We start from the raw sequence: 12,899 nt of genomic DNA on the forward strand, positions 1-12,899 counted from the left end.
GGCGAGCGCGGCGGTGCTGGCATGGGTGCGGCTGGTCGTATGGCAGCTGGAGCGGGAGCGAGCGCTACGAAGTATCGCGTTCGCTGTCGAGGAACTCGCTCGTGACCGCAAGGTCGAGGACCTTGCCGCGGCGTGTATCCGGGAGGTACCCGTACATCGCGCACAACCCGTTCCCTCCGGTCGCGACTGATCAGCGCAGCCGCCCGGCCCAGGCTGCTGCCCGTCCGGGCGGTCCCCGGCACACTTCTTCTTGCTGGAGCCGTCACACCCATGAGCACACCCCCGCTTGCACCGTCCTGGCCGTACTGCGCCCGCGGCGCAGACCCGGCGACTGACCCCGTCGGCTGCCGCGGCATCCACGTCCCCGGCCACACCGCCTGCCTCGCCCATCTGACCGACACCGATCGCGACGCCTACCTGACGGGCCTAACACCCGGCGCCGACATCGACCACCGCGGCACACCCTTCACCGAAGACCTTCTGAACCGGCTTCTGACCGCTCTCCGCGACCCCGCCACCACACACCCCCACCTCGGCGAGGCCCGGTTCCAGAGCGCTCAGTTCACTGGCGACGCTCGGTTCGACTGGACACGCTTCTCCGGCGACGCCTGGTTCGACGAGGCGCGGTTCTCCGGCGAAGTTTGGTTTGCTGCGGCGCAGTTCTCCGGTCACGCATTCTTCCTCAGGACGCAGTTCTCCCGCGTCGCTATGTTCGTCGAGGCCGAATTCGCTGGCAGCACCATATTCAACAGGGCTCAGTTCGCTGGCGACGCCCGGTTCGACTCAGCACATTTCTCCAGTGACGCCCGGTTCGTCGGAGTGCGAGTCACGGGCAATGGCCAGTTCGACAGGGCGACGTTCTCGATGACTTCGCGATTTGGGCCGATTGTCTGTTCAGGGATGCTGGATCTGTCGGGTGCTGTGTTCCAAACGCCGGTGACGCTGGAGATGGCGGCGCGTGAGGTGCAGTTTGTGCAGACCCGGTGGGATTCGACGGCCACAGTGAGGTTGCGCTACGCCTCCGCAGATCTAAGTTACGCGGTGCTGACGGCTCCAGTCGCGGTCACCGCCCATCCCGCCCCGTTCGCCGCTGGTGGTGTCGTAGACGAAAGTCTGTTGTCCGGCGCCGTAGATGTGCGGGTGACCTCGGTGCAGGGAGTGGACGCTGTGCACCTAGTGCTGACCGACACCGACGTATCCGACTGCTTGTTTTCTGGAGCCTTCCACCTCGATCAGCTGCGTCTGGAGGGCCGCACGATCTTTGCCCCTCCGCCCACCGGATGGCACCGCCGGGGCATATGGATCGGTCGTTGGACACGTCGGCGCGCACTTGCCGAGGAGCACCACTGGCGGGCGCGCGCCGCAGGCCAGTCGGCCGTGCCTGCGGGAACTGTGCCGCCGACCGACCGGTGGCGTACCGGCCCGCATCATCCGAGTCCGGCCCGTACCCCGGACCCGGACGATGTGGTGGCGATCTACCGGCAGCTCCGTAAAGCGTTCGAGGACGGCAAGGACGAGCCTGGCGCTGCAGACTTCTATTACGGCGAGTGCGAGATGCGCCGCCACGACCGCACTGGCAACTCGAGAGTCGAACGCGGTCTGCTGTGGGGGTACTGGCTGCTATCCGGCTACGGTCTGCGTGCCTCCCGTGCCCTGGGCTGGCTCGCCGCATCCATGCTGGCCACGATTGTGCTGTTGATGGCCTTCGGCCTGCCCGCCTCTTCTCCGAAGCAGGAAGCGACCGGCGCCGTTCCGCCGGGCGGGGGGAAGGTTACCTTCACGATCGACAAGCAGGACCCGAAGAACCCGGCCGGGGACAGGTTCACCAGCAAACGCTTCGACAAGGCCCTGAACATCACGCTCAACTCCGTGGTCTTCCGTTCCAGTGGACAAGACCTGACCACCGCCGGCACCTACATCGAAATGACCTCCCGCCTCCTCGAACCCGCCCTCCTGGCCCTCGCCGTCCTCGCCATCCGCGGACGCATCAAGCGCTGAATCGCGACCCGGAGCATGTTCAGCGAACTGAGCGTCAGCGTCACGATGGGCATAGAAGTAGCTGGCGTGCTCAGCGGATCTTCGCGAGAGCCCTATCTGGGTGGGCGGCGTGGACGTAGCGCACGGCGGTGTGGGGGTGGATGCCGAAGACGCGGACGAGGTGAACGGGGTCGGCGGTGTGCTCGCTCAGCGCGGTCTTCTCTACCTCGGTGACGCTGAGGCTGTAGACGTGCTTGGTGTCGGTCCAGGCCCGGCTGTCGCACCGGCGGACGCGGTTGTCGCTGCCCTGGCGGTGGTGCAGGCTTCGAGGTAGGCGGTCCAGTCGGTGGCGGCGCGGTGGCGCCAGCGTGCGGTGGTCACGGTGTGGAGGCCGAGCATGAGGGCGAGGACGGCGGGCGGCAGGTCCTGGGCGAGCTGGACCAGCGCGTTGGTGCGGCCCGGCCTTACCGGGATGCGGTGGGCGGTGAGGCGGCGGCTGGGCACGGTGGCGGAGCGGTGCTGCCCGGCGCGGGTAGGGCGCGCTGGACGGCCCAGAACCGGTGCGCCTCCTCGTCGGTTTAGGGGCGCGCCTGCTCCGCGAGCAGGGCCGGGCCGCCGTCGGCCAGCTCGCTGCGGTACAGGGCCGTTCCGTCGTGCCGCATCACGGTGACCTGGTCGACCGCCGCCTGCTCCTCGGCGGCCGCAACGACGTCGGGCAGCACCCGGGTAGTGGGCATCGTGGCCGGCCGTGGTGGTGAACCGGGCGGGCATGCCCCGCCCGGTGAGGCGGGCGTAGCGGTGGGCGGTGCCATCGCGGGAGTCGGACGCGCGCACGGCCAGCACCAGCAGCTCCGGGTCTACGTGCGGTGGTCGCTGTCCGGGATCCCCTGCTTTGGGGAACCCCGGACAGCGTGAGCACTACCAGCCGTGCTGCAGGATGGTCCGCTCCTCGTCGAGCCGCGTGCGGAGGGCTTCGTCGGCGTCGGGCAGAGGGCGTCCCAGCCGTTCGCAGACGGCACGGTGGATCGCGAGTGCCTCCTGGCCGCTAGCGGCGGCCAGGACAACCGACCACAGCGGCCGGTCGGCGGGGGTCCCGTTTTCGGCGATCACGAGGACCTCAACCTTCGCCGGGTGGCCGAGCTGCCGCAGGCGCTTGGTGCCGGTCCGGTCGGCGATGGACTCCCAGGTGCGGGTCTCCCCTTCCCGGGCTGCCTTCTTCAGCGCGCCGAGCAGGGGTTTGGCAAGTTCGGCGTACTCGGCGGCCGCCTTCGGTGTCTCGCGCCGCCGGGGCACGGCCGGGGCGGCGCCCTTCGTCCTCTGCTGGGCGGCCTCCAGCTCGGCCCGGGCCTGCTCCTGGCGCTGGCGGAGCTCGGCCCGCTGCTGCTGGAGCGCCTCCCGCTGCTGGTGCTCGGCCAGGATCCGCTGCTGCCGCGCGGCCGCGAGGCGCTGCTCGGCTTCGGCGCGGTACTGATCGCTCAGTTCGGCCACCAGCGCGCGGTCCTCTTCCGAGGCGCTGGGATCCGAGGTCAGCTGCTGGGCTTCCTCCAGGAGCTCCCGGGGAAGCGTGCCGGGCTCGGTCCGGCGCAGCCGGATCATCACCTCGGTGCGGCGGCGGGTCTGCAGGGTGAGGCGCCGTCGGCCGGCGGCCAGGGCCTCGGTCAGATGCCAGCGGTCTTCCACGCTCTGATCTTGAGTGAGCAGTTCCTCGATCGTGGCCAGGGCGTCGTGGAGCCGCTCCGGACCGGCCCAGGTGAGGTTCCGGATGGCGGCCTGGGCCGCCTCGTGGTTGCGGGCGGCGGTAGCGGCCGCGGTGTCGGAGCGGGTCACCGTGACGATCGACCGCCGCTCACCCGCGTGCTCCGGCCACGCGGGGCCGTCGGTGGCGGCCTGCTCGGCGGGGAATGTCTCGGGGCGGTCGGCCGGGGCGAAGCCCTGCGGGGTGAGGATGAGGGTGCGCAGATCGGACCAGTCGGTCCGGTCGGGCCTCTGGGTGCCGATGATCAGCGGTCGGCGGCAGTCCCGCTCGCTCTCGTAACGGATGCGGTGGACGTAGCCGCGGGCGGCGAGGCGGTCTTGGGGGATCAGCACGCCGGTGCCGAGGAGGAACTCGGTGACCTGGGCATCGTCCCAGTTCACGGGCTGGGTTCTGTCGAGGTGGACCAGGAGGCGGCGGCCGTCGGCGAGGTCGGAGACGACAGCGGAGCCCCGGGGCTCGGGGAAGTCGAAGGTGGCGGCGATGTCCTGTGCCTTGAGCCAGGCCGCGAGGTCGGCCTTCATGAAGAGGTGGTCCGCGCTGTCCTTGCCACGGGCCAGGCGCCCGCACTGGATGCCGTGCTCATCGCCAGCAGAGCGGTAGTGCGCGAAGTGGCAGATCTTGTCATCGCAGCGGCGGGTCATCAGCTGGCGGCCGCAGCCGCCCGGGAGGTTCAGGCCGCACCACCAGGTGGTGCCCGTGTTCTCCAGCCGGAAGAGGTCCAGCTCCTGTGGGTCTTCGGGGCAGATCGCGGGTTCATCGGAGTCCGGGGATCCGACAACCGCGGTCTGGATAAGGCGTCTGTCCATTCTGCTCCCAATGGGCCGAAAGGGTTACCTGCGCAACATTGTGCTCCTGTCCACCGACACCACGGCCCCTTCCGTGCGCGGATCGGCTGGTGGTCGACCGCCGTGCTCGCCCGCGCTGTGCCACTGGAACGGAAGCGAGCCGGCCGTCCCGCGTGCCGGGGTGCTTGGGCTGTACCGGTCCAGGCGCGGGCGGCGAGCGACCTGAACTGCCCCCTTTTCACAGGGAAACCGGTATGCGCACCGCGTCATTGAGATGATGGAGGAGTTTCCAAAAACCTTTTCCTGCAGGAGAGTTGATGCGCAAACGTTCGAAGCACCCGCTTCCCGCCTTCAGCCAGTTCCTCATGGCGCCCCGCATGATGCGGCGCATCTCCGTCTGGATGCTCGATCACGGTCTGACCTTCGAGGAGGCCCGGGCCTGGGATGCGTCACGGCACCTGCTGATCGTCCACCTCACCGACACCTACGGGCCGCAGTGGCGCCGTAGCGGCCCTGCCGAGCTGGTGGTACTGGCCGGCCGGGCGGTGGACTTCGACCCGAAGCTCCTGCCGTACGGGGTGAAGGGCATCTACCACCCGGAGACCATCGCGGCGGTGCGCAGTCGCGAGCCCCGGTCCGAAACCGCCGGCGGCTGAGAGGAGCCGTCGTTCAGGTCGAGCAGGGCTGGCCCGCTGCGCCGGGACCCAGCGGCCGAGCTGCTCACCCCGGAACACCATGTCCACAGCGACGGCCTGCATGGGGCCACGGACAGGCGCGGTGGGACGGCCGGTGAAGCGGTATTGCCGTAGGAGACAGCAACTGCCATCGTGAGCAGAGGAGTTCGGATGGCGACGCACGGGGGGCGCGGCGTGAACAACTACCGGTTCAGGTGTGCCGAGTGCGGCCGGTACTCGCCCTGGCTGCCCAAGTCCAAAGCGGAAGCCGATCACATCGCGCACATGTGGGAAGCGCACGACACCTTCTGCGACGCCATGATCGAGTACCGGGAGAACGAACCGACGCCCCCATCGGGCGGCTGTCTCGTCGCCCTGGCCGGGCTCCTCAACCTCGCTACCGGAGCGTGGAAGCTCCTCTGAGGCACTGCCGATCGCTGGCACTTCAGCCTTGTCCCCGCTCTCCGCACAGCGGCCGCACGAGCAGGGGTCGCCGACCGGCCGGGAGGCCGAGGTCCGAGCGTCCGGCCGCGGCGCCGCCCACCGGCTGCGCACCGCCCGGCTGTGGCTGACCGACGAGAACGGCCCCCTCACCACCGTCACCACCGACGCCGTACCCGCTGTGAGTTCCTGCCGCTGCGCCGAGGCTCGAGCGGCCTCTGACCGGTGCGTCTCGTGAGTCTGATGGGGAATTCATCCGGTTCACGCGCCGAGGTGTCGAGCCGGTGTACTCCGGTCGGGCCTCCACCCACGATGGAGACTCGACCGAGCTCCTGACCTGCCGACTTCGTCGGTGCACGGGAATCACGTGAGTGTCCCAGGAATCCCAACGCTGTCTCCTACGCCCACTCCACGCCGTGCTCGGCGAGCTGCGCGAGCTGGCCTGGGGTGAGCTTCGCCCGGCGGGCCTTCTGGTTGTTGAGCCAGGTGCCCAGGGCGAAGTGGGAGACCACCACCTGCTCCTCCCCTCCGGGGCCGGCCTCCACGGCCTCCACCGGCTCCTTGTGCGAGCGGGGGACCCGGGGGTGCCGCTCCCGCTCGACGAACTGGGCGAGCGCGGCCAGGCCCTGGGCGAACCTGTCGCCGCGGGACACCTTCGGCTTCGCCTCGGCGGCGGCCTTCGCGACCACCAGCTCCGGGTCGGCCTCGATGCCGATCGCCGACAGCAGGTCCCGCTGGTCCTCCTCCAGGTCAGGCCAGCCGGCCCGCTGCGCCTGCACCCAGCGGCCGAGCTGCTCGCCCTCGAACACTGTGTCCAGCGGCAGGAGTGGCCAGTCGACCAGGCCGTCGGTGTCCAGCCACCACATCCGGGCGGTCGCGTAGGCGCGCTGCCAGGTGACCGGCCACACCGGGCACCACCACGGGTCGATCTCCTCGAGCGCGCGGCGCCGCTCCGGCGCCAGCGCCCCCGGTTCCCCGGCCGGCACCTGCGCCGCGGCCCGCAGCTCCGACAGCCACGTCCCGATCGCGTACCCGCCGGCCGACCCGCCGGAGCGCCAGTGCGAGGTGATCCGCGACGCCGGGCACCGTCGTGGGTCGGTCTCCTTCGCCGGCTCCGCCCGCCGGGCCCGGACGGCGGGGGCGGTTGGTGGGTTCGGCCGCGGCGGGCCGTGTACCGGGCGTACGCTGCCGTCGGGGTGGACGGGCGGGTGACCGCCGGGAGCTGTGTCGGGGGTGTGTGGTGGATGCGGCCGTGGTCGTGGTGACGACGGTGCCCGGCGTCCGATCCGTAGCAGCGGAAGGCGGCGTCCCGTGCTTCGGTGGGCACGGTGCCCGCGTCCACCTTGCCCGTCCCGGACCCGTCACCGTCGGCGACGTCCACGGCACTGATCCGAGCGGGAGGCGGCTGTGACCCCACCCCCTTGGCCGTGGCGCGGCCGACGCCGGAAACCGAACGAACAGGCCGGCGTTCCCGCAACCGGCAGCGTGCCGGAGGGCCCCGGCACCGGCAGTGCCTCCCCGGTGGAGGGGGACGGCACGCCGGCCCTGCGGCCGGGCGGCGGCCCGGCGGCTGCTCCGCCGACAGGCCACGGCGACGGGCGGGTGCCCGCGAACGGGTCGGCCGGCGCGGGGGCGTCGTCCTTGGTGCGGGTGGACGTGTCGGGGGAGGGGGCTGTCGGTGCGGGGCGCGACGTCGCCCATTCCGGGATCGGGCCGGGCAGTCGTGTCGAGCACACCGAGGTGGACAACCGGATCACGGGCGGCACCGTCCACGGTGACGTCTACCAGGCCGGGAACCTGACGGTCACCCACCACCACCCCGCACCCGCCCCCGGGCCGACGCCTGGGCCGGTGTGGCGGCCGGTGCGGGTGGGCACGGTGCCGCCGCTGGCCTCCGCGTTCCAGCCCCGCCCCGGCCTGCAGGAGGAGATCGACCGGGCCCGGGAGCGCAACGCGACCGTGGTCCTCACCCAGGTCCTGTCCGGCGGTGGGGGTGTCGGCAAGTCGCAGATCGCCGCCACCTGCGCCCACCACGCCCACACCGACGGAATCGACGTACTGGTGTGGGTGGACGCCACCGAGACCGCGCAGATCGTCACCACCTACGCGCAGGCTGCGGCGAAGGCCGGTGTGCCCGGCGCCGGCGGGCAGGACGCCGAGAGCGACGCCGGCGCTTTTCTGGACTGGCTGGCCGTCACCGACTGCTCGTGGCTGGTGGTCCTGGACGACCTCACCGACCTCGAGAACACCGCCCCGTGGTGGCCCCGCCCACCCGTCGGCGCGAACGGGCGGGTGCTGGCCACCACCCGCCGCCGCGACGCCCTCGTCACCGGCAACGGCCGCACCCGTGTCGACATCGGCACCTACACCCCCACCGAAGCCCTCGACTACCTGCACCAGCGCCTCACCGAAGCCGACACTGCCCACCTCCTCGACGACCGCGCCAGTGACCTGGTCGAGGCACTGGGCCGGCTGCCGCTGGCCCTGGCCCACGCCGCCGCCTACATGATCAACGAAGACGCCGACTGCACCACCTACCTCCACCTGTTCACCGACCGCACCTCCCGCCTGGAAACACTGCTGCCACCGGGCGCGGACACCGACGGCTACGGCCGCCAGGTCACCACCTCACTCCTCCTGGCCCTCGACGCCGCCCAGCAACACGAACCCGCAGGCCTCGCCGTCCCCGCGATCCGCCTCGCCGCCCACCTCGACCCCGCCGGCCACCCTCAACAGCTCTGGACCACCGACGCCGCCGCCCGCTACCTCACCACGCACCGCACCCCCGGCTCCTCCGAGCCTGCTCCGGTCACCGCCGAGCAGGCCCGCGCCGTCCTGCGCCTGCTCCACCACTACGCCCTCATCACCCACCACACCCACGACACCAACCGCACGGTGCGCCTACACGCCCTCACCGCCCGCGCCGCCCGCGAAACCACCCCCCACGCCGACATTCCCGCCACCGTCCACGCCGCAGCCGATGCCCTCGCCGAGACCTGGCCCAAGCACGAGCACACCGCACGCGACCTGACCGCCGTCCTGCGCGCCAACACCGACACCCTCACCACCCACGCCGGCGACCACCTCTGGCACCCCGACGGCCACCCCGTCCTGTTCGCGGCGGGCCACAGCCTGACCAGCACCGGCCTGATCCACGCCGCTGTCACCCACTGGCAGAACATCGCAGCCGACGCCGAACGGCTACTCGGTGAGGGCCACCCCGACACCCTGACTTCCCGAGGCAGCCTCGCCCTCTCCTACCGGCGGGTGGGGCGTATGGGTGAGGCGATCGCTCTGCTGGAGCGGGTGCTGGCCGATGCCGAGCGACTACGCGGTGAAGGCCACCCCGACACCCTGGCTTCCCGCCACAACCTCGCCGACTCCTACCAGCGGATGGGGCGTACGGGTGAGGCGATCGCTCTGCAGGAGCGGGTGCTGGCCGATGCCGAGCGGCTGCTTGGTGAGGACCATCCCGACACCCTGGCCGCCCGCGCCAACCTCGCCTCCTCCTACAGGCAGACGGGGCGTACAGGTGAAGCGATCGTGCTCGAGGAGCGGGTGCTGGCGGACCGGGAGCGGCTGCTCGGTGAGGACCATCCCCACACCCTGACCGCCCGCGCCAACCTCGCCTCCTCCTACTGGCAGGCGGGGCGTACGGGTGAGGCGATCGACCTGCTGGAGCGGGTGCTGGCCGATTTCGAGCGGCTGCTCGGTGAAGAGCATCCCGACACCCTGACCGCCCGCGCCAACCTCGCCGTCTACTACTGGCAGGCGGGGCTTACAGGTGAGGCGATCGACCTGCTGGAGCGGGTGCTGGCCGATTCCGAGCGGCTGCTCGGTGAAGAGCATCCCGACACCCTGACCGCCCGCGCCAACCTCGCCGTCTCCTACAGGCGGCTGGCGCGTACGGGTGAGGTGATCGACCTGCTGGAACAGATTCTGGCCGACCGTGAGCGGTTCCTCGGCCGCGACCACTCCGCTACCCGAGCGGCTGCCGACTGGCTTCGGAGCTGGCGCAGCCCCTGATGCCACGACGACCGAGGCCACCCGTCGGCACGGGCGGAGGGCCGTCGGCGCCCGGTCCGCGACCGCCCCTCCCGGGCCCCAGTACAGGGCCATTACGCCCACTCCACCCCCAGGGCCGCGAGCTGCCCCAGCTGCTCGTCGCTCAGCTTCGCCCTCCGGGCCTTGCTGTTGTTGAGCCAGGCCCCGAGCGACAGCCCCCCGGCGGTCTTGAACGCCCTCGGAACCCGGCAGTGGCCCTCCTGTTCCACGAACTTGGCCAGCGCCGCCAGGTGAAGCTGGAACCGGTCACCGCGGGACAGCTTGGGCTTCGCCTTCGCGGCGGCCAGCTCCTGGTCTTCCTCGATGCCGATCGCCGCCAGCAGGTCCCGCTGGTCCTCCTCCAAGTCAGACCAGCCGGCCCGCTGCGCCCGTACCCAGCGGCCGAGCTGCTCGCCCTCGTAGACGGTGTCCTCGGGCAGGGTGGGCCAGTGGACCAGGCCGTCGGTGTCCAGCCACCAGAGCCGGGCGGTGGCGTAGGTGCGCTGCCACACAATGGGCCAGGCGGGGCACCACCATGGGTCGATCTCCTCCAACGCTGCCCGCCGTTCCGGCGCGAGCGCGCCAGGCTGGTCGGCCGGCACCGCCGCCGCGGCCCGCAGCTCGGAGAGCCAGGTGCCGATGGCGTAGCCGCCGATCGAGGCCCGCGCCGGCGCCGCCAGCGAGCCGCCGTGGCCCTTCGCCCAGACCCGCGCCCAGTCCAGCCCCGCCTCGAACCGCGCGTCGCTCACGGACCAGATCATCCCCAACGCATCCAGCATGTCGACCCGGTGGCGCGCCAATTCACCAGCGGCGTGCTCGCCACGCCGGTCCGAGAGCCATTTCCCGAGCGGGAAATTCCCCTCCTCACCGACCATCGCGGAATACGGGACATCGAGTCCGCCGGTCTCCTCGTTCCACCGGCGGGCGTGGCTGATGCCCTCCCGCCAGAACTGGTTCTCACCGGTCAGCACCCGGGAGGCGATGAACAGGGCGAGCACGTTCTCGTCCACCGGCGTCTGAAACCGCACCGGCAGCGTGAACGCCCCCGCACCCGCCGCGCCGCCCACGCCAACCATGCTCTCACCAGGCCCGACAGCAGCCTCGGCGCTGCGCCCCTTCGTCCGCTTGCCCGACTTCTGCGGCACCGCCAGGGCCTCCACGACCTTGGCGTCGTGGCTGCGCAGCGCGGTCAGAATCTTGACCAGCGGGCCGTAGGAGTCCGACTCCAGAATGTCCCCGGGCTCCTCTCCGAGCTTGAGGAAGACCGGCACGATCAGGCTGGCGGTCTTTCCCTCCCCAGGCTGCATACGCAGGGCCCGGCCGATGGCCTGGACGATATCCACCATGCTGCCCCGGCCCTGAAGGAGAACCGAATCCGCATTCGGCATGTCGACACCCTCGCCCAGGACCTTGCAGTTACTGAAGATCCGAAGTTTGAGACCGTCGTCCTCCTCGCCCTTTCCGAAGTCGCCGATGAGCTCCTTGCGGTAGTCGATCTCGTGCTCGCCGGAGAGCCACTGCGCCCAGACCTCTTCGGGGTATTTCTGCGGGTTCTGGAGGTGCAGCTTCTCAGCGGTCTGGTTCAAGGTCTCGGAGAAGTAGCGGGCCTCGATCGTGCGGCTGTGGAACGTGATGCAGCGCTCCAGTCCGCGCTCGGTGGCGGTTTTGAGGAGGCCGGCCTGCATGGCCGCGATCCGCTCGGCTGGCACCTCGTCCTCGCTGCCGTCCTCGGCCTCACCGACCCCCGGCCCCCACGGCACACCCTGGCGCTCGGCGCCCTGGCGGTCCCCGAGCGGGTCGCGCAGCTCCAGGACCACGATCTCGAACGGGGCCAACAGCTTCCTGTCGATGGCCTCCGCCAAGCCCAGGGAGTACACGTGCGGGCCGTAGATCCGCTGGTCGTCCATGGACACCGCCAGCTCCTCCGGCAACGGCTGCAGGGCGTCCTCACGCCGCCGCATGGCCCGGCTCGGCGGCGCCCAGATCCGCGGCGTCGCCGTCATGTAGAGCCGACGGTCCGCCGGGAGCTCCGCTTGGTCGTGCACCACCGTCCACGTCTTCTCCACGCTCCCCGACGAGCGGTGCGCCTCGTCGCAGACCATCAGGCCCAGCGGCGGCAGCACCTCGCCCCGGTGCCCCGCCCAGTGGGCGTAGGCGTCGGCGACGGCGCCGACCGAGGTGTAGGTGGCGAACAGGGTGGTCGGCCGGCGGTGCCTGGCCGCGTGCTCCAGCCACATCCCGATCATCAGCGGGCTGGTGCTCGCCATCACCCTGTAGGGCAGCTCGGAGTCCACCAGGGAGCACACCGCGTGCATGTCCCCGGCCCGGCCGGCCGCCCGCCAGGAACCGATCATCTGGACCAGGAGGTCCAGCGTCGGCACCACGACCAGCACCACCCCGCGCGGCACCAGCTTCTGCCCGGCCGCGGCGCCCACGTACGACTTCCCGGAACCGGTGGCCATCTGCACCGTGACCCGAAGGCCACCCGGGGTAGCCGGTCGACCCGGACGGGGCGTCAGGCCCCGCACGATCGCCTCCAGGGCCTCTTCCTGGTGCCCGCGCAGCGAGATGCCGGCGGCGGACTGAGCGGCCATCAGGCCCGGCTTCACGATGTTCAAAGACGTGTCTCCCCTCACCATTCCCGAGCCCACACCAGGGACCACGCGGGAAATTCTGACAATGCCTTACTGATACATTCGACGGACCGACACAGAGAATCAGCCGACCGGAATACGAGCCCAATGGAAGCGACTGTCCGCGAGGATATCAGAGCAGGGCCGCGGGTTCCGGCAGATACCGGAAAAGCAGGGGTCGGCACCCCAGATTCGGCGGGATCCCCTGACGGGTCGAGACTGATACATTCGGGGCCGTTGCTCACCCTGCCAGGGTAGCGCACCCCTCGTCGTCGGGGGAGCGAAACCCTGGTCTAGACCGTGGACTAGACCAATCTGAGAGGGGGGTGAAGCCGACCCGCACGTGCCCCCCTCAGCACCGCCCCTCTCCTAGTCGGCCTGTCGTGAGGTCAGTCAAAAACCCAGTTCAAGTCTATGATCCTGGCTCAGCGACCGGGCCTCATGGAGCGAAGCGGAGTGAGGCTGGCCAAGGCGCGAAGCGCCGGGCCCACCCGGGCGGAGCCCGGGTGCGGACACGCGGAGCGGGTCCGCCGCCTGACCGAAGGTCAGGCGCGAACGGAGGGCCGAAGGCCCGTAGGGACCCGCTCCG

10 protein-coding genes are annotated in these 12,899 nt (G+C 70.9%); 5 read left to right on the top strand and 5 right to left on the bottom strand.

The features are described 5' to 3' along the window. Positions 1-270: 270 nt before the first annotated feature. The gene (locus tag ACGF13_RS38550; protein ID WP_392884166.1) at positions 271-1,998 is read left to right on the top strand and encodes a pentapeptide repeat-containing protein; all 1,728 of its coding nucleotides are present in this window, start codon (positions 271-273) and stop codon (positions 1,996-1,998) included. A gap of 201 nt (positions 1,999-2,199) precedes the next feature. Here ACGF13_RS38550 and ACGF13_RS38555 read toward each other — a convergent pair whose 3' ends face one another. From ACGF13_RS38555 to ACGF13_RS38565, 3 genes are all read right to left on the bottom strand, one after another. Next, positions 2,200-2,481, bottom strand: a complete 282-nt coding sequence (locus ACGF13_RS38555; RefSeq protein ID WP_392884168.1) for a hypothetical protein — start codon at positions 2,479-2,481, stop codon at positions 2,200-2,202. Between the two features lie 74 nt (positions 2,482-2,555). After that, a complete protein-coding gene (locus ACGF13_RS38560; RefSeq protein ID WP_392884170.1) occupies positions 2,556-2,714 on the bottom strand; it encodes a hypothetical protein in 159 nt (52 codons plus the stop codon). Between the two features lie 181 nt (positions 2,715-2,895). Further along, positions 2,896-4,539, bottom strand: coding sequence for a hypothetical protein (locus ACGF13_RS38565; protein WP_392884172.1), 1,644 nt, complete (start codon positions 4,537-4,539; stop codon positions 2,896-2,898). 296 nt (positions 4,540-4,835) lie between these two features. Between ACGF13_RS38565 and ACGF13_RS38570 the strand changes: the two genes are divergently transcribed. From ACGF13_RS38570 to ACGF13_RS38580, 3 genes are all read left to right on the top strand, one after another. Further along, positions 4,836-5,174, top strand: coding sequence for a hypothetical protein (locus ACGF13_RS38570; RefSeq protein ID WP_392884174.1), 339 nt, complete (start codon positions 4,836-4,838; stop codon positions 5,172-5,174). A gap of 189 nt (positions 5,175-5,363) precedes the next feature. Continuing rightward, positions 5,364-5,615 carry a hypothetical protein gene (locus ACGF13_RS38575; RefSeq protein WP_392884176.1) on the top strand — a complete coding sequence of 84 codons (252 nt, stop codon included), beginning with the start codon at positions 5,364-5,366 and terminating at the stop codon, positions 5,613-5,615. A gap of 28 nt (positions 5,616-5,643) precedes the next feature. Then, complete coding sequence (locus ACGF13_RS38580) at positions 5,644-5,871, top strand: hypothetical protein (RefSeq protein ID WP_392884178.1); 228 nt, start codon at positions 5,644-5,646, stop codon at positions 5,869-5,871. A gap of 160 nt (positions 5,872-6,031) precedes the next feature. Here ACGF13_RS38580 and ACGF13_RS38585 read toward each other — a convergent pair whose 3' ends face one another. Beyond that, complete coding sequence (locus ACGF13_RS38585; RefSeq protein ID WP_392884180.1) at positions 6,032-6,619, bottom strand: helicase associated domain-containing protein; 588 nt, start codon at positions 6,617-6,619, stop codon at positions 6,032-6,034. Between the two features lie 754 nt (positions 6,620-7,373). Between ACGF13_RS38585 and ACGF13_RS38590 the strand changes: the two genes are divergently transcribed. Then, complete coding sequence (locus ACGF13_RS38590) at positions 7,374-9,659, top strand: tetratricopeptide repeat protein (protein WP_392884182.1); 2,286 nt, start codon at positions 7,374-7,376, stop codon at positions 9,657-9,659. Between the two features lie 92 nt (positions 9,660-9,751). On the opposite strand, the gene ACGF13_RS38595 is transcribed toward ACGF13_RS38590, so the two are convergent. Further along, a complete protein-coding gene (locus tag ACGF13_RS38595; RefSeq protein WP_392884184.1) occupies positions 9,752-12,286 on the bottom strand; it encodes a Helicase associated domain protein in 2,535 nt (844 codons plus the stop codon). Positions 12,287-12,899 lie beyond the last annotated feature (613 nt).

The sequence above is a fragment of the Kitasatospora sp. NPDC048286 genome (assembly GCF_043201735.1).
Lineage (GTDB): Bacteria > Actinomycetota > Actinomycetes > Streptomycetales > Streptomycetaceae > Kitasatospora.